Source organism: Halomicrobium sp. HArcht1-1, assembly GCF_058933285.1.
The window spans coordinates 133,578-149,730 of record NZ_JBZYDL010000004.1 but is presented as its reverse complement, the minus strand read 5'-3'; the positions used below and the strand labels follow the sequence as shown (position 1 = coordinate 149,730).

Below are 16,153 nucleotides of genomic sequence, written 5' to 3'. Positions count from 1 at the left end.
GTCAGTCCGCGCCCGTTACGGCGGTGTCACGTGCCTGGCTGTGGCTCCGCCAGTACCCCTGGGCGTACGCGCCCAGGAACATCCCGGCCAGCGCCCAGAGGATCGTGACGTTGCCGACGCCGAGGCTCGCGTACGCGGCCCCCGGACAGATGCCCGAAAGCCCCCAGCCGACGCCGAAGATGGCCCCGCCGACCAGGACGTTCCGGTCGAACGGCTTCAGACGACGCTCGTAGCGGTCACCCGTCAGGGGTGCCACGTCCCGAATTCGGGGCATCACTGCGAACGCGATCCCGGAGACGATGGCCGCGCCGAACATGACGAACAGCAGTCCGAAGTCCTCGAACTGGAGGAAGTGCAGCACCACTTCCGGACGCGCCATCTGACTGAACCCGAGTCCGAAGCCGAAGATCAGGCCGCCGACGAAGATCAGCGGCTTGAACAGCGGGTGGCGGTCGTCGCTCACGTGTCGCTCCCTCCGTTCGCTCCCGTTCGCGTCTGTCGAGGCCTCTCGCTGGTCGGCCTCGCGGCCCACGTGTCGCTCCCTCCGTTCGCTCCCGTTCGCGTCTGTCGAGGCCTCTCGCTGGTCGGCCTCGCGGCCCACGTGTCGCTCCCTCCGTTCGCTCCCGTTCGCGTCTGTCGAGGCCTCTCGCTGGTCGGCCTCGCGGCCCACGTGTCGCTCCCTCCGTTCGCTCCCGTTCGCGCATTCCGAGACCCTCGCTGCTCACGGCTCACAGTCGTTCGCCGTTCGCTCTTCGAGGTGCGAACGTAGTGAGCACCTCGCACCGCTCGCGTCTCGCGCGTCACGGGCTCACCCCCAGCGCGGCGACGACCTGCGCCGTCCCGATCGCGACGGTCAGGAAGGTCGCGACGCCGACGATCGAGGTCTTCGACGCCGACCCGACGCCACAGACGCCGTGGCCGGACGTACAGCCCTTCCCGATCCGCGTGCCGATGCCGACGAGGATGCCGCCGACGAACAGCCGCCACGGCTGGACGTTCGTCGTCCAGAGCGTCACGCCGCCGACTTCGTACAGCTGCCCGGTCGTCCCCGGCTGGTAGAGTGCCGTCGACACCAGACCGGACTGGACGGTCGCCGCGAACAGGGTCGCCCCGAGGACGATCCCGAGCGTGAACACCACGCGCCAGTCCCGTGAACCGACGTACTGCTGGAACTGCGACTGGTCGGAGACGTACGACAGCGTCGACTCTAAGAACGTACTCGCCCCGGCCGGAATGCCGGTCCCGACGTAGATCACGACCGCGCCGAGTCCGACGAGCAGTCCGCCGACGGCGTAGCGGCTGATCCCGTTGGGAAACAGCTCGGCGGTCACCTGAAGCGCGAGTGGATCAGTCACCATCGCCCGCCTCAGTCATCCGCCAGCGAGCCCTGGCTCGCGGCGCAGTTGTTCGGGCCGAGTTCGAGCGTGAACGCCGTCTCGTCGTCGACGGTGTTCTGGCCGAGGTTCGTCGCGATGATCTCCTCGTAGTTGGCCGGTCGCGGCGGCATGTCCGAGAGGATCAGGTCGACGAAGTCGTCCTCGTCCATCGTGAGCGCGTCCATCTCCGCGACGAGCTCGCCGATGGGCGCGGTGTACGTGCCGTCGTCGGCGGGCTCGGCGGCGTCGCTGAAGTGCGCGCCCCCGATTAGCGTGTCGTCGGGCAGGGTCAGCACGCGCTCCTGCAGCGACTCGTAGAGCATGCGCGCGGCGTCGGGCGCGCCGTCGTCGCCCTCTTCGAGGTCGGGGCGAGCGACGCTCTCGACGAACAGCCCGTCGCCGGTCGCGAGCAGGCTGTCGTCGATCAGATACGAGGTCATCCCGGTCGTGTGGCCGGGCGTGTGGACGGCCTCGATGGTGGCGTCGCCGACCTGGAAGGTGTCGCCGTCCGCGGCCGTGGTCAGTTCGTCTGCGTCCTGTCGAGCCTGCGAGGCAGGGCTCGCGGAACTCCCGTCCGCGGCGTACGTGACGCCGCGGTCGATGGCGGCCTCGGGGACGACGCCCTCGACGCCCTCCGCATCGAGGTCGCGCACGCCCGAGATGTGGTCGGCGTGGACGTGGGTGTCCAGCGCGTACTGCAGGTCGACGCCGAGTTCCGCGGCGTCCTGTCGAGCCTGCGAGGCGGGGCTCGCGGAACGGAGTTCCGAGGCGTCCGCGAGGTAGCGGTCGGTGAACGCCCGCAGCGGGTCGATGATCGCCGCCTCCCCGTCGTCGTAGAGCAGATAGCCCAGGCAGCCTGTAGAGGGGCGCTGGTACTGGAGCAGCGTTCCCGCCCCGTCGTAGCGCTCGACCTCGACGGCCTCGTAGATGCTCGCCCAGCCGTTCATTCCGTCTTCGAGGTGGTCCACGTCGTAGCCCTGTTCGACGAGCGTGCCCGCGACGTACTCGCTGGCACCGCCCTTCGCACAGAGGACCGTCACTGCGCGGTCGTCGGGAATCCGGTCGAGCACGCTCTCGTCGATCTCGTCGTCGAGGAACTCGAAGTAGGGGACGTTGATCGACGTGACGTTCTCGCCGTCGATGTGCCACTCCTCGTACTCCGTGCTCATCCGCGCGTCGAGCAGCGTCACGCTCTCGCCGTCGTCGATCCGATCCCTCAGCGTCTCCGGCGCGACGCTCGAAACGTCGGCGTCGGGCGTCGGGAAGTCTTCGGGGTTCATGTCGTACACCCCCAGCTATCGGGTCGACGCACAAAAGGGTTTGCAAAGAAATTCACTAACTACACAATACAGCATCCTGGGGAGAAGAGGTGAGGGCTGCTAAGGGGCGTCTAATGGACTATAATCGGGGTGTGTATCCCTATCTGCCTTCGTGGACTGTTGCAGTACGTACAATAACCAACATTCTTTTAACCCCGAAGGCGATATTGTGCGATAGCTCCAATACGACTCAACGGAGCGGAGATACTATGAGTACTGAATACGACATCGCGGAGACGCTCGACGTGAAAGGTGCATCGTGTCCCATGCCAGTGGTGAAAACGAAGTCCGCTATCGACGACCTCTCCGAGGGTGAGGTTCTCGAAGTGCTGGCGACGGACTCCGGCAGTATGAGCGACATCGACGGCTGGGCCTCCGGAACCGAGGGCGTCGAACTCCTCGACCAGGCGGAGGGCGACGACGTGTACAGACACTACGTCCGCAAGACCGAGTGACGATGAGCACGGACACGCCAGACGCGCCCGGCGACGAGACGCCCTCTCGCGCGGAACTCGCCGCGCGCGTCGACGAACTGGAAGACGCGCTCGCCGAGGCCACCAGCGAGGACGACGGCAAGAAGATGAGCATCATCGCCACCAAGGGGACCCTGGACATGGCGTACCCGCCGCTCATCCTCGCCAGCACCGCCGCCGCCTTCGGCTACGAGGTGACGGTCTTTCACACGTTCTGGGGACTGGAGATCCTCCACGAGGAGCGCTCGACGGATCTCAAGCTCAGCTCCGTGGGCAACCCCAACATGCCGGTCCCGAACGCCGTCGCCGCGCTCCCTGGCATGGACCGCGTCACGACGAAGATGATGGAGAAGAAGATCGCGGACAACGACACCGCCACCATCGAGGAACTCGTCGAGACGAGCCTCGACATGGGCGTGGAGTTCCAGGCCTGCCAGATGACGATCGAGCTGATGGGCTACGACGAATCGGAGTTCTACGACGGCGTCACGACCGGCGTCGGCGCTGCGACGGCGCTACAGGACATGGCCGATGCCGACATCCAGCTTCTCGTCTGACGGCTCTCGCTTTCATCTCACCTGCGATGGGTCGGGAACGGCTCGTCAGGTCGACGGCAGCAGCGCACCCCAGCCGTAGAGTTTTGTCCCGGGTGGTTCAACTGTTAACCACTCGTGGACAGTCCCATCATCCGCCCCACCGATCGCCGACCGCGTGCTGACTCGCTCGGTATCTCGAACGACCTCCGAGCAACTGACAAGCGATGACCGACGACGAACTCCAGTCGTCGCGGGTCGTACTCGTCGGGACCGCTGAGTGGGTCGACGACGCTGCGACGGCGTTCGACGAGCGGACGACGCTCTTGCGGGCCGACACCGCCGATGCGGCGCTCACGCTGATCGCCGAGCGGTCGCCTGACTGTCTGGTCACGGCGTACGACCTCCCCGACTCCACCGGGGTCGCCCTCCTGCGAGACGTTCGCGACGTGGCCCCGGCGCTCCCGGTCGTCGTCGGCGCGGCCGACGGCAGCGAATCGGCGGCCAGCGACGCGATCGCGGCCGGCGTCGACGACTACGTCGTGATCGACGAAGCGGCCGAGCGACCGACCGACGCGCTCCTCGACCGGACGAAGGCGGTGCTGGAAGCGACGCCGGACGGCGACGGTCACGAGCGACGAGCACGCCAGTTCGAGGCGGTGTTCGCGGACGCGCGGACCGCGACGTGGGTGCTCGATCCCGACGGCTCGCCCGTGCGATCGAACCAGACCGCTCGCGAGATCGGCGACGACGCGGCGTCGGCACAGACGGGTGGCCCGTTCTGGACGCTCCCGTGGCTGTCGGGCGACGAACGGACCAGGGCAGACGTGCGACGCCTCGTGGAGCGTGGCATCGACGGGGCTTTCGCTCACGCCGTCGTCACGCTGGCGGCGATCGACGGCCCGTCGCGAGTGTTCGACCTGTCGGTCCGGCCGGTCGAAGACGGCGGCGGTGTCGATTCGATCGTCGTCGAGGCCGTCGACATCACGGACCGGGTCGAACTCGAACGGGACCTTCGCCGATCCGAGGCGCTCCACCGAGTGACGCTGAACAACATGACCGACACCGTCCTCATGACCGACGAGGACGGGGAGTACACGTACGTCTGCCCGAACGTCCACTTCATCTTCGGCTACACGGCCGCGGAGATCCGCGAGCAAAAGCCCATCGAGGAGCTGCTCGGAGCGGACCTCTTCGACCGCGAGGAGCTGGCTCGACGTGGCGTCTGCAAGAACATCGAGTGTACGGCCACGGACAAGGCCGGGCGCGAGCACACGCTCCTGGTCAACGTCCGGGAGGTGTCGATCCAGGACGGGACGCTCCTCTACAGCTGTCGGGACATCACCAAACGCAAGCGCCGCGAGGACGCGCTGGCCGCGCTGCACGGGACTGCACGGCAGTTCCTCTACGCGGAGACCCACCAGGAGATCGCACAGCGCGTCGTCGACGACGCGCCGGCAGTCCTCGGCGTCGACGCCGTCGCGGTGTACCTGTTCGACGACGCGGCCAACGAACTCCGGCCGGCGGCGTACTCGCCGTCGGCGACAGAGCTCCACGGCCCACTCCCGACGGTCGCGGTCGACGACGAGACGCTGCCGGGACACAGCTTCGTCGCGGACGACACGCTGTTTTTCGACGACGTTCACCACGCGGACCGACTGGCCAACCGGGCGACGGAGTTTCGCGGGACGAGCTACATCCCGCTGGGTGACCACGGCGTGTTCGTCGCCGCCTCGCCCGAGGTCGGTGCCTTCGACGACGTGACCCGAGAGCTGGCGGACCTGTTCGCCGCGACCACCGAGGCGGCGCTCGATCGCGTGGCCCGCGAGGCACAGCTCCGCGAGCGAGACCGACAGCTCCAGCGCCAGAACGAGCAGCTGTCGGCGCTGAACCGCATCAACGACACGATCCGCGAGATCGGGCGGACGATCGTGCGAGCGGAGACCCGCGAGGAGATCGACCGAGCGGTCTGTGAGCGACTGACCGACGGCGACCGGTTCAGCTTCGCGTGGATCGGCTCCGTCGATCCCGCCAACGAGCACCTCGAACCGCGGGCCTGGGCCGGCGACGAGCAGGGGTATCTGGACTGCCAGTCGTTCGCCGTCGACGCGTCCGACACCGAACCGTCCGGCCAGGCCGCGGCGACGGACACCGCGGCTCTGGAGCCGAACGTCGCGGCCGGACTGCGAGACGAGCCCTGGCGAACGGAGGCGCTCCGGCGCGATTTCACGTCCGTCCTGAGCGTTCCGCTCGTGTACAACGACCTCAGCCACGGCGTCCTCTCGGTCTACGCCGACTCAAAGGACGCCTTCGACGAGACGGCGCGGGCGGTGCTCGCCGAACTCGGCGAAACGATCGCGTCGGCGCTCAGTGCTCTCGAACGGAAGAACGCGCTCCTCACGCCGTCGGTCACCCGCGTCGAGTTTACGGTCGACGATCCGACCTTCCTCCTCTCGCGGCTCGCCGACCAGGCGGGGTGTACGGTCGGCTACCAGGGCGGCATCCGACAGACCGAAGCGGGCAGCGCCCTCTTTCTCACCGTCGAGGGCGCGCCGGTCGACGCCGTCGTCGACCACGCCGCCGAGATGGCGTCGGTCGACGAGGTGCAGGCGGTCAGTGCCGACGAGAACGGCGGCGTCGTGCGGCTCGTCGTGGCGCGCTTTCTCGCACAGGAGCTGGCCGACCACGGCGCGCTCCTCCGGGAGGCCACCGCCAGTCGAGCGGGCACCGAACTCCGCGTCGACGTGCCAGAGCGCATCACCGTCCGGGAGATCACGGAACTGATCGGCCAGACGGTGTCCAACGTCGAACTCCGTTCCAGACGGAGCGTCGAGCAGCCCACACAGCACGACGTTCGCTCGACCGTCCTCGACGAGATGACCGAGCGGCAACTGGAAGTGGTCCAGACCGCCTACTACAGCGGGTTCTTCGAGTCGCCCCGAGAGACCAACGGCAAGGAACTCGCGGCGATGCTCGACATCTCCCCACCCGCGTTCTACCAGCACGTCAGGGCCGCCCAGCAGAAGCTGTTCACGGCGGTGTTCGAGGCACACGGACTCCTGGAGTCTGGTGGGTTCAATAGTTAACCACGCTCATCGCTACACCCTTCGATGGTGAACCACTGGATACTCCCTAAAACACCTAATACTCCTTAACCGAGTGCCGCCGCTGGCACTCGTGACCCTACATGAGAGATGTCAACCAGGAGCCCGAGGAAGAGACGCCGTACGAGTGCTTCGACTGTGGAACGATCGTCGTCACCGAGGACAACCCGACCGCCTGCCCGGAGTGTGGCGGCGAGATACGGAACCGCCTGACACCGATCGAGTGATGGCGCCCGAATCAGTAACGGCCGACCGCGACGAGTCGGAGACCGCGTCCGACGCGGAGTCCGCCGTCGAGACGGCGCGCCGACAGCTCCACCGGGCCGCGGCCCACCTCGACATCGATCCCGCCATCGTCGAGCGGCTCAAACACCCCACGAAGGTCCAGGAAGTCACCGTCCCCATCGAGCGTGACGACGGCTCCGTCGAGGTGTTCACGGGGTATCGAGCCCAGCACGACAGCGTCCGTGGTCCCCACAAGGGCGGCCTCCGGTATCACCCCGAGGTGACCAGAGACGAGTGTGTCGGCCTCGGGATGTGGATGACCTGGAAGTGTGCGGTCATGGACATCCCCTTCGGCGGGGCGAAAGGCGGGATCGCAGTCGACCCCAAGCGACTCAGCCCGTCCGAGAAAGAGCGCCTCACGCGTCGGTTCGCCGAGGAGATCCGCGACAGCATCGGCCCGAACAGAGACATTCCGGCCCCGGACATGGGCACCGATCCCCAGACGATGGCCTGGCTCATGGACGCCTACTCGATGCAGGAAGGTGAGACGGTGCCCGGCGTCGTGACGGGGAAACCGCCGGCCGTCGGCGGGAGCCACGGCCGCGACGAGGCCCCCGGCCGGAGCGTCGCGATCGTCACCCGCGCGGCCGTCGAGTACTACGAGAAGGACCTCTCGGCGACCACGGTCGCGATCCAGGGGTACGGCAGCGTCGGCGCGAACGCCGCCCGACTCCTCGACGACTGGGGCGCGACGGTCGTCGCCGTCAGCGACGTCAACGGCGCGATCTACGATCCGGACGGCCTCGACACGCACTCGATTCCCAGCCACGACGAGGAGCCAGAGGCGGTGACACGCCAGTCGGTCCCCCACACGATCACCAACGACGAACTCCTCGAACTCGACGTCGACGTGCTCGTTCCGGCCGCGCTCGGCAACGTCCTGACGGCCGAGAACGCCGCCGACGTGCGGGCCGACCTCGTCGTCGAGGGTGCCAACGGACCGACGACCAGCGCCGCAGACGAGATCTTCGCGGACCGCTCGCTCCCCGTGATCCCCGACATCCTCGCGAACGCGGGCGGCGTCACGGTGTCGTACTTCGAGTGGCTCCAGGACATCAACCGCCGCTCCTGGTCCAGAGAGCGCGTCAACGACGAACTCGAAAGCGAGATGCTCGCCGCGTGGCGCGACGTTCGAGACGCGTTCGACGAGCGAGACGTTCGGTGGCGTGACGCCGCCTACACCGTCGCCCTGGAGCGCATCGCAGCGGCCCACGAGGCCAGGGGACTCTGGCCCTGAAGCTGTTTACTTCGCCCGGCTCCCGCCGGGGAGGACGAGCGTGACGGCGCTCCCCCGTGGCTCGGCGTCGTCGAACTGGAGCGTGCCGTCGACGGCGGTCACGATCCGTTTGACCAGCCAGAGCCCCATCCCGCTGCTGTGTAACAGCGGTTCGATGCTGCTGTCTTCGGTGATGACCTTCCGTTCGCGGGCTGGGATTCCCGGCCCGTCGTCCGTGACGGTGATCTCCACCGAGCCGCCGGTCTGGTGGCCGACCACCGACACTTCGGGGCGATCGCGGTCGGAGTGGACGACGGCGTTCTCGACGAGTTCGCGGATCGCGCGCTCGATCTCGCCGGCCGTCGTCAACTGGAGGCCGGCGTCGACGTCGACGGCGATCTCGGCGTCTGCGTGCTCGGCCTCTAGTTCGGCGACCAGATCCGTCACGATCTGCGTCAGGTCGAGCGTCGCGTGTGTCGGCGGTTCGGTCAACAGCTCGACGATCTCGCGTTCCTTGTTCGCCTGCGTGAGCAGTCGCTCGACCGCGTCTTCGATCGGCGCTGCGAGTTCTGCGACCTCCTTCGATGCGCGGGCGTCGATGATCTCTGCCCGTCCTCGGATGACGTTCAGCGCGTTGTGGAGGTTGTGTCTGAGCAGTCGATCCAGCGAGGCGAGCTGTTGTTCGCGCTCGACCTGTTCGGTCACATCTCGCATCGTGGCGACCAGCCCCTGGATCGTCCCACCCTCGTCGGTCAGTGGCGTGTACTGGACGTTGAACGTGTGATCGGATCTGCCCGATCGCGTTCGCGTCGCGCGGAACTGGACCGTCTCGCCCTCGAAGCCCCGGTCGAGGTAGGGCTCGACGACCTCGAACTGTTCGGGGGCCAGGAGGTCGACCAGCCGCGTTTCAGTGACCGACTCCAGGTCCATCCCGTGGAACTGCCGATAGGACTCGTTGGCAAAGAGGAACTGGTAGTCGTGGTCGACGGCGGCGATCAGCTCACTCGCACCCTCGATCGCGTGCTCGTACTGCCGGAGCTGTGACTCCCGTCGGCGCTGTTCCGTCGTGTCGTTTTGAATCGCGACGTACGACACCACCTCGCCGTCGTCGTCGGTCAGGGGAGCGATCGTCTGGTGGGCGTAGTACAGCGCTCCCGACTGCCGGCGATCGCGGATCTCCTCTTCCCACACGTCGCCGCTCGTGATAGTCGACCACAGGTCCTCGTAGTACTCCTCGGACATCGTGCCAGAGGAGAGGATCGCGGGCGTCTTCCCGAGCACGCCGTCGCTCTCGTAGCCCGTCATCTCCTCGAATGCGGGGTTGACGTAGGTGATCGTGCCGTCCGGGTCGGTCATGTAGATAGCGTGTCCGGCCGCCTCGACGGCTCGCTGGAACTGTCGGAGCATCTGCTCGTCGGCTCTCCGGTCGTCGATGTCTCGCACCACCAGCACGGTCGCCGGGCCGTCGCTCCAGCGGACTCGCGTCGCGGTGACTTCGACCGACAGCTCTCGGCCCTCGCTGGTCGTCAGGGTCGTTTCGAACTGCTCGACTGGCTGGTCGCCCGACTGTACGGCAGCCAGCGACGCGGTGAGGTCTCGTCCGTCGGGCGGCGACAGCCACGACTCGATGGGACGGTCGACGGCCTGGGATCGGTCGTCGAGGGCCAGCAGATCGAGGCCGGTCGCGTTGACGTACTCGCAGTGACCGTCGCGAACGACGGTGATCATGTCGTTTGCAGCGTCTAACAATGTAGTCGCTCGCCTCTCGGGGTCGAACAGGCCCTGCTGGCTACGGTGGTAGTCGACCGCGTCGACGACGAGCGTCGCCAGTCGGTCCCACTGGTCGTCGTGACGCCCCTTGATGAGATACTCCGTCACGTCGGCGGAGATCGCGTGGCTGGCCATCTCCTCGGTCCCTTCGCTGGTAAACAGCACGAACGGGAGCATCGGTGCCTGCGTCCGGACCGCTTCGAGAAACGCGAGTCCGTCCGTGTCGGGCAGATCGTGGTCGCTGACGATACAGTCGACACCGCTGTCGCCAGCGAGTCGTTCGATTGCCTCCCCGACGGTCCCCGCCGTAGTGACGGTGAGGCGGTCGTGATCGCCGAGGTGACGCTCACAGGAACTCGCGAACGAGGGGTCTGCCGTCACCGCGAGCACGCGCACGCGCTCACTCCTGTGGGAGGTCATACTCGACCGGAGTGGATTGACGGAGATATGTCTTTCATCACGGACCGAAGATGTTCACAGCCACGGTAACGGGGCTCTCGACGGTGGCGTCGACTGTCGGGTCACGTGGCGATCCGACGACCGGATGCGGCGACGTGCCGGTGGGGTGGATTGCCGGCAACATCACTCTGCGAGTCGCTCTGCCGTCTCGCTAATCTCGCGGATCGTCTTCGTCTGCTCTTCGTTTGCGGCTGCGACGGCTTCTACCTCGTCGGCGACCTGGTCGGCCTGGTCGACGAGTTCGTCGACCATGCCCGCTACTGCCTCCGCAGAGGCGGCCTGATCGTCCGTCGCGTCCGAGACCTCGTGGATCCCGCGAGAGGCCTCGGCCACGACGTCGACGATCTCCTGGAGGGTCTCCGTCGCCGATTCGACCCGCTCGATCCCGCGGTCGACGTCTCGTGCAGTCGCTTCGAGACTGGCGACTGCGTTCTCGGTGTCGGCCTGAATCTCCTCGACCATCTCCTCGATCTCGCTTGCGTGTGTTCGAGACTCCTCGGCGAGACTCTTGACCTCGTCTGCGACGACGGCGAAGCCGTCGCCGGCCTCGCCGGCACGGGCGGCCTCGATGGAGGCGTTCAGCGCCAGCATGTTCGTCTGATCGGAGATGTCGTTGATCATGTCCACGATCTCGTCGATCTCTGCGACGCGTTCTTCCAGCCGGTCCACGTCGCTGACGACGTCTCCGGACGACTCCTGAACTCGCTCCATCGCCTCGATCGCGTCGGCGGCGGCGTTGCGGCCGTCCTCGGCGAGTCGCTCGGCACGCTCGCTCGTGGCCGCGACCTCATCGGCCGTCGAGGCGATCTCTTCGACGGTCGCGCTGACGTTGCTGACCTCGCGTCCGACGGTTTCGGTCGTCTCCGCCTGTTCGCGAGCGATGTCGCTGATCTCGTCGGTGCTGGTGGCCACGTCCTCGGCGGAGTCTCGGAGCGTCCGGATCGGATCTGCGAGGTCCTGCTCGATCTCTGCCATGAGCTGCTCGCGCTCTTCGATCGACTGTTCGAGTTCCTGACTGTAGGAGTGGATGTACGTGTCTGCGACGACCTGCATGTCGAGGTTGATAATTCGCAGGACTGCGAGGATCTCTTCGAGGCCGCGATCCAGTTCTTCGCCGACGATCTCCCCGACTGACTCTCGGGTACCTGCCTCGACCGCCTGGGGACCGCCGTCGCCCGCGAGTGTCGCCGTGTCCGTCAGGCGGTCGACGAGCCGTTCCTCGATCCGGTCGAACAAGAGCGGGAAGATGAGGTCGTAGTAGACGCCGTACTGACCGATGTAGTGTTTCATCGGCATCTCGAGCAGATCGTGGATCTTGCCGATCCGCGCCCGGTCGCGGAAGTAGTCCATTCCGTACTCACCGCTCGCGAGGGTCACGAGATACGCGGACTGGGCCTCTTTGAGCTGCTGGAGGGACTTGTCCGACCGACCGATCACGTCGCTGGTCTGCTGGTGGTCGGTCAGGTTGTCGTAGAAGCCGTCTGCGATCTCGTCGGTGTGGGCTCGAAACAGCTCTTCGAGTTCCGAGAGGTGCTGTTCGTCGGTCTCGTCGAAGCCGACGAACTCCTTTCGCCACTCGATCTCCGACTCGTCGATGCCACACGCGGCGACGAGCGAGTCGACGTCGAGGAGGGCGTTGAGGCCGCCGTCTCCGAAGGTGTTCGACCAATCTTTCATACCCCGAGAGAAAAAACGCCCGGAAGTAAGCTTATCCCTCCGTTCCCAGCAGTGATAATTCCAGCGCCACGTAGGAAATACGAGGGCACCACCAGCCAAAATCCGCCACCGCAGGGAGTTGTCGAGGGACAACCCCTGATTTAATTAGCGGTGTGGCGTACCGGAGCCCATGGCACGGATTCCGCTCTCGTGGCTGCCGCTGGTGGGACTGCTCACGATCCCGTCGGCGCTCGCGTTCGTGATCTGGCTAGAGCCCGTCGCGGTGCTCGCCGTCCTCAACACCGTCCTGATCGTGGCGGCCGTCCGCATCATGTTCGATTCGGCGGACGAACGGCGGCTGCCCGGCGGCCTCGCCTGACGCGATGTCCGTCCCGCAGGTGTCTGGTGCCCTCGCTGGCCAGGTCGAACTGGCCGTCTTCGCGCTGGTCGGACTGCTGGGTGGCGTCCACTGTCTGGGCATGTGTGGGCCGCTGGTGACCGTCTACGCCGATCAGATGGGGACGGACGGTCCGGCGACCTGGCAGACGATCCGCCAGCACCTGCTTTTCAACCTCGGGCGGACCGCGAGTTACACCGCCCTCGGGGCGCTGTTCGGCGTGCTGGGTGCGCTGCTGTACGACGCCGCGGCGGTCGCGGCCGTCGCGAACGACGTTCGCGCGGTCGCCGGTCTGGTGATCGGCGGTGTCATCCTCCTCGTCGGCGCGAACTACCTGTTGACGGGAACTGGGGGACTGTTCGGTCACGCCCCGACACCGGCGGTCTTCGAACGGGTGAGTACCGCGTTGCTCGACCGGATCGAGCGGTGGGTTCGTGGCCCCCGGATCGTCGCGCTCGGCGCGGCCCACGGGGTCCTCCCGTGTCCCCTGCTGTATCCCGCGTTTCTGTACGCCTTCGCGACGGGGTCGCCGGTCCGTGGCGGCGTCGCGCTCGCCGTGCTGGGGCTGGCGACGGTGCCGACCGTCTTCGCCTACGGCGTCGCGTTCCAGTCGATCTCGCCGCGGTTTCAGGGACCGCTCCACCGCGTCCTCGGCGTCACGTTCTTGCTGCTTGGCTACCTCCCGCTGGCACACGGTGCGATGTTGCTGGGAATCCACCTCCCGCATCCGAGCGTTCCGATCTACCAACCACTGGGATAACTATGGGCGAGTGTACGCTCTGTGGCCTGTCGACGCCTGAGCCGCCCCACACCGCTCCGGACGTGGACGGTGCCTTCTGCTGTCAGGGATGCCTGACGGTCGCCCGTACGCTCGACGATGCGCCCGCCGACGCCGATCCCCAGACGGCCGTCGACACCGGGCCAGACGTGGACACCGTCGAGGGCGACCGGGCCTACTTCGACGTCGACGGGATGCACTGTGCCACCTGCGAGACGTTCCTCGAAGCCGCCGCGACCGACGCTGCCGGCGTTCGGGCCGCCGAGGCCAGCTACACCGCCGGGATGGTGCGTGTCGTCTTCGATCCGGCGACGGCCGAACCCGACGCGATCGCGGACCGCATCTCGGGGCACGGCTACGACGCGACGCGGGAGGGCACGGCGTCGGCCGACGACGCCCAGGAGACCGTCGGTCGTCTCATGGTCGGTGGCTTCTTCGGGATGATGGTGATGGCCTGGTACGTCCTCTTTCTCTATCCCGTGTACACCGGCGTCGCGCCGTCGTCGCTGCTCGTCGACCTGAACGGTCCTGCGGGTGGATTCCTGTTCGCGAACGTCTGGGTCATGGCGACGGTCGTGGTGGCCTACACCGGCTATCCGCTGTTCCGTGGTGCGGTCGTGAGCCTGCGGGTCGGCCACCCGAACATGGACCTGCTCGTCGCGATCGCGGCGGCGACGGCCTACGGCTACAGCACGATCGCGATGGCGCTGGGCCAGACGGATCTGTACTTCGACGTGGCGGTCGTCGTCGTCCTCGCGGTGACCGTCGGCGACTACTATCAGGAGCGTGTCCGCCGACGGGCCATGGGGCGCCTCGCAACGGTCTCCGACGAACGAGCGGACACGGCGCGCCGCCGGACGGACGACGGCACCGAGTCGGTCCCTCGGTCGGCAATCGACGGCGGCGACGAACTGGTGGTCAAAGGCGGCGAACCGGTCCCCGTCGACGGGACGGTCGTCGAGGGCACGGCCGCGGTCGACGAGTCACTGGTCACCGGCGAGTCGCTGCCGGTCTCGAAAGCCACTGAAGACGCGGTTCTGGGCGGGACGACGGTCACCGACGGTGGGATCGTCGTCCGCGCCGACGAGGACCCGACGAGCACTGTGGATCGACTCGCGGAGACGCTGTGGGACGTACAGAGCGCGACACCCGGCGCACAGCGCCTCGTCGACAAGATCGCGGCGGTGTTCGTCCCGCTCGTGTTCGTCCTGGCTGTCGGGACGCTGGTCGTCCACCTGCTCGCGGGCAGGGGGGCGACCGCGGCACTGTTGACTGGCCTGACCGTGCTCGTCGTCTCCTGTCCCTGTGCGCTGGGGCTGGCGACGCCGATGGCCGTCGCCGCCGGGATTCGAGACGCTCTCGACGCGGGCATCGTGATCACCGACGACACGGCCCTGGAGACGGCACCGGCGGTCGACACCGTCGCGCTCGACAAGACGGGGACCCTCACCACGGGATCGATGACCGTTCGGACGGTCGCGGGCCACGACGAGGCCCTCGCGTACGCCAGCGCCGTCGAACAGTTCGCGACCCACCCCGTCGCGGAGGCGATCTCCGAGGCGGGGACACCGCCCGACCAGCCCGTCACAGCCTTCGAGACGATCCCCGGACGGGGCGTGCAGGCGACAGTCGGCGACAGGACCGTGCTGGTCGGCGACGAGTCGCTGTTCGCGGCGCGGGACTGGACCGTCCCCAGCGGCGTGGCCGCCACCTACGACGATGCTGGTGACGACGCGATCGCGAGCTACGTCGGCTGGGACGGGCGCGTTCGCGGTGCCGTCGTCGTCGGCGACGAGGTGCGCGAGGGGTGGCGCTCGGTGCTCGATCGCCTCGCGGCCGACCGCCGCGTCGTCGTGATCACGGGCGACGACCGGGCGGCGGCCGAACAGTTCGCCTCCCACCGCTCGGTCGACGAGGTCTTCGCCGGTGTCCCGCCCGAGGCCAAGGCCGCGGTCGTCGATCGGCTGGGAGCCGACGGCACCGTGGCGATGGTCGGCGACGGGAGCAACGACGCGCCGGCACTGGGGGCGGCCGACCTCGGGATCACCGTCGAGAGTGGGACACGGCTCGCGTTCGACGCGGCAGACGTGGTCGTCACAGACGACACTCTCGCCGCGCTGCCCGAGGTGTTCGCCACGACGGAAGGGACTCGCCGACGGATCCGCGAGAACCTCGGCTGGGCGTTCCTGTACAACGGGATCGCGCTGCCACTCGCCGTCGTCGGTGTCCTGAACCCCCTGTTTGCCGCCGTGGCGATGGCGACCAGTAGCCTGCTCGTCGTGCTCAACTCGACCCGCCCGGTCGGTGGCGAGGCGGGGTCGTAGCCCTCGACCACGGCGGGCCGTCGTCCCGAAGTTGTCCTGTGACAACCCAGAGTACATGTCAGTTCGCTCGGACCCAACCGAGTATGAGGGGTCTCGAAATAGCACTGGCCACAGCGTCGGGTGGTGGTTCCGGCGGGAGTCGCATGTTACTGCTGACGACCGCGATCGGCCTCGGAGTCACCGCCGGTATCCTGCTACTCAGCTATCGATTCGGGTGGCACGATCGGCCCGACACGTCGTTCGAGTCGCACGGCGACGAGCGAACGGACACACAGCGAGCAGCCGGGGTGATGTACGAGTCGTCGGTGGCCGAATCCGAGACGGAGTCGGTCGACCACGACGCGTTCGACCCCGTCGGGACGGCGACGTTGCTGGCGCTCTACTTCGCCGTCGTCTCCCTGACCTGGCTGTTCATGTACTTCGTCGAGTTCCTCGACAACGGACCAACGGTGATCGGGTGACT

The 16,153-nt window shown here is 67.3% G+C and carries 14 protein-coding genes; 9 read left to right on the top strand and 5 right to left on the bottom strand.

All coding sequences use genetic code 11. The features are described 5' to 3' along the window. Nucleotide 1: 1 nt before the first annotated feature. The 3 genes from AC5FRZ_RS17250 to AC5FRZ_RS17240 all read right to left on the bottom strand — a co-directional run bounded on the left by AC5FRZ_RS17250 (nucleotide 2) and on the right by AC5FRZ_RS17240 (nucleotide 2,656). A complete protein-coding gene (locus AC5FRZ_RS17250; RefSeq protein ID WP_493565296.1) occupies nucleotides 2–463 on the bottom strand; it encodes a YeeE/YedE family protein in 462 nt (153 codons plus the stop codon). A 337-nt stretch (nucleotides 464–800) separates the two neighbouring features. Beyond that, entirely contained in the window at nucleotides 801–1,358 is a 558-nt protein-coding gene (locus tag AC5FRZ_RS17245) for a YeeE/YedE family protein (RefSeq protein ID WP_493565239.1), read from the bottom strand. An 8-nt stretch (nucleotides 1,359–1,366) separates the two neighbouring features. Next, nucleotides 1,367–2,656 (bottom strand): MBL fold metallo-hydrolase, encoded by a 1,290-nt coding sequence (locus tag AC5FRZ_RS17240; RefSeq protein ID WP_493565238.1) that lies wholly within the window; start codon nucleotides 2,654–2,656, stop codon nucleotides 1,367–1,369. Between the two features lie 248 nt (nucleotides 2,657–2,904). Between AC5FRZ_RS17240 and AC5FRZ_RS17235 the strand changes: the two genes are divergently transcribed. The 5 genes from AC5FRZ_RS17235 to gdhB all read left to right on the top strand — a co-directional run bounded on the left by AC5FRZ_RS17235 (nucleotide 2,905) and on the right by gdhB (nucleotide 8,327). Then, on the top strand, nucleotides 2,905–3,150 hold the full coding sequence (locus AC5FRZ_RS17235; protein ID WP_493565237.1) for a sulfurtransferase TusA family protein: 246 nt from the start codon (nucleotides 2,905–2,907) through the stop codon (nucleotides 3,148–3,150). Between the two features lie 2 nt (nucleotides 3,151–3,152). Beyond that, nucleotides 3,153–3,725: a DsrE/DsrF/DrsH-like family protein gene (locus AC5FRZ_RS17230; protein ID WP_493565236.1), complete on the top strand. Its 573-nt coding sequence runs from the start codon at nucleotides 3,153–3,155 to the stop codon at nucleotides 3,723–3,725. Between the two features lie 203 nt (nucleotides 3,726–3,928). Continuing rightward, a complete protein-coding gene (locus tag AC5FRZ_RS17225) occupies nucleotides 3,929–6,787 on the top strand; it encodes a bacterio-opsin activator domain-containing protein (RefSeq protein WP_493565235.1) in 2,859 nt (952 codons plus the stop codon). Nucleotides 6,788–6,888: 101 nt separating this feature from the next. Beyond that, complete coding sequence (locus AC5FRZ_RS17220; protein WP_018258903.1) at nucleotides 6,889–7,032, top strand: rubrerythrin-like domain-containing protein; 144 nt, start codon at nucleotides 6,889–6,891, stop codon at nucleotides 7,030–7,032. Then, nucleotides 7,032–8,327 (top strand): glutamate dehydrogenase GdhB, encoded by a 1,296-nt coding sequence (gdhB, locus tag AC5FRZ_RS17215; protein ID WP_493565234.1) that lies wholly within the window; start codon nucleotides 7,032–7,034, stop codon nucleotides 8,325–8,327. Before AC5FRZ_RS17220 ends, gdhB begins: the two co-directional genes overlap by 1 nt. Before the next feature lie 6 nt (nucleotides 8,328–8,333). Here the strand turns inward: gdhB and AC5FRZ_RS17210 are convergent, their stop codons facing one another. Both AC5FRZ_RS17210 and AC5FRZ_RS17205 read right to left on the bottom strand, forming a co-directional pair. Then, nucleotides 8,334–10,496 (bottom strand): PAS domain-containing protein, encoded by a 2,163-nt coding sequence (locus tag AC5FRZ_RS17210; RefSeq protein ID WP_493565233.1) that lies wholly within the window; start codon nucleotides 10,494–10,496, stop codon nucleotides 8,334–8,336. Between the two features lie 162 nt (nucleotides 10,497–10,658). Next, nucleotides 10,659–12,212: a globin-coupled sensor protein gene (locus AC5FRZ_RS17205; RefSeq protein WP_493565232.1), complete on the bottom strand. Its 1,554-nt coding sequence runs from the start codon at nucleotides 12,210–12,212 to the stop codon at nucleotides 10,659–10,661. A 169-nt stretch (nucleotides 12,213–12,381) separates the two neighbouring features. On the opposite strand from AC5FRZ_RS17205, the gene AC5FRZ_RS17200 reads away from it, so the two are divergent. From AC5FRZ_RS17200 to AC5FRZ_RS17185, 4 genes are all read left to right on the top strand, one after another. Next, entirely contained in the window at nucleotides 12,382–12,570 is a 189-nt protein-coding gene (locus AC5FRZ_RS17200; protein WP_170092880.1) for a DUF8131 family protein, read from the top strand. Between the two features lie 4 nt (nucleotides 12,571–12,574). Next, nucleotides 12,575–13,348 carry a sulfite exporter TauE/SafE family protein gene (locus AC5FRZ_RS17195; protein ID WP_372480884.1) on the top strand — a complete coding sequence of 258 codons (774 nt, stop codon included), beginning with the start codon at nucleotides 12,575–12,577 and terminating at the stop codon, nucleotides 13,346–13,348. Nucleotides 13,349–13,350: 2 nt separating this feature from the next. After that, nucleotides 13,351–15,690: a heavy metal translocating P-type ATPase gene (locus tag AC5FRZ_RS17190; protein WP_493565231.1), complete on the top strand. Its 2,340-nt coding sequence runs from the start codon at nucleotides 13,351–13,353 to the stop codon at nucleotides 15,688–15,690. Between the two features lie 143 nt (nucleotides 15,691–15,833). Further along, a complete protein-coding gene (locus AC5FRZ_RS17185; RefSeq protein WP_153555112.1) occupies nucleotides 15,834–16,151 on the top strand; it encodes a halocyanin in 318 nt (105 codons plus the stop codon). The last annotated feature ends 2 nt before the right edge of the window (nucleotides 16,152–16,153 follow it).

Coding starts and splice junctions, on each gene's coding strand:
- AC5FRZ_RS17195 (WP_372480884.1), top strand. CDS start 12,575: ATGTCCGTCCCGCAGGTGTCTGGTGCCCTCGCTGGCCAGGTCGAACTG.
- AC5FRZ_RS17220 (WP_018258903.1), top strand. CDS start 6,889: ATGAGAGATGTCAACCAGGAGCCCGAGGAAGAGACGCCGTACGAGTGC.
- gdhB (WP_493565234.1), top strand. CDS start 7,032: ATGGCGCCCGAATCAGTAACGGCCGACCGCGACGAGTCGGAGACCGCG.
- AC5FRZ_RS17205 (WP_493565232.1), bottom strand. CDS start 12,212: ATGAAAGATTGGTCGAACACCTTCGGAGACGGCGGCCTCAACGCCCTC.
- AC5FRZ_RS17210 (WP_493565233.1), bottom strand. CDS start 10,496: ATGACCTCCCACAGGAGTGAGCGCGTGCGCGTGCTCGCGGTGACGGCA.
- AC5FRZ_RS17230 (WP_493565236.1), top strand. CDS start 3,153: ATGAGCACGGACACGCCAGACGCGCCCGGCGACGAGACGCCCTCTCGC.
- AC5FRZ_RS17185 (WP_153555112.1), top strand. CDS start 15,834: ATGTTACTGCTGACGACCGCGATCGGCCTCGGAGTCACCGCCGGTATC.
- AC5FRZ_RS17235 (WP_493565237.1), top strand. CDS start 2,905: ATGAGTACTGAATACGACATCGCGGAGACGCTCGACGTGAAAGGTGCA.
- AC5FRZ_RS17190 (WP_493565231.1), top strand. CDS start 13,351: ATGGGCGAGTGTACGCTCTGTGGCCTGTCGACGCCTGAGCCGCCCCAC.
- AC5FRZ_RS17200 (WP_170092880.1), top strand. CDS start 12,382: ATGGCACGGATTCCGCTCTCGTGGCTGCCGCTGGTGGGACTGCTCACG.
- AC5FRZ_RS17245 (WP_493565239.1), bottom strand. CDS start 1,358: ATGGTGACTGATCCACTCGCGCTTCAGGTGACCGCCGAGCTGTTTCCC.
- AC5FRZ_RS17225 (WP_493565235.1), top strand. CDS start 3,929: ATGACCGACGACGAACTCCAGTCGTCGCGGGTCGTACTCGTCGGGACC.
- AC5FRZ_RS17240 (WP_493565238.1), bottom strand. CDS start 2,656: ATGAACCCCGAAGACTTCCCGACGCCCGACGCCGACGTTTCGAGCGTC.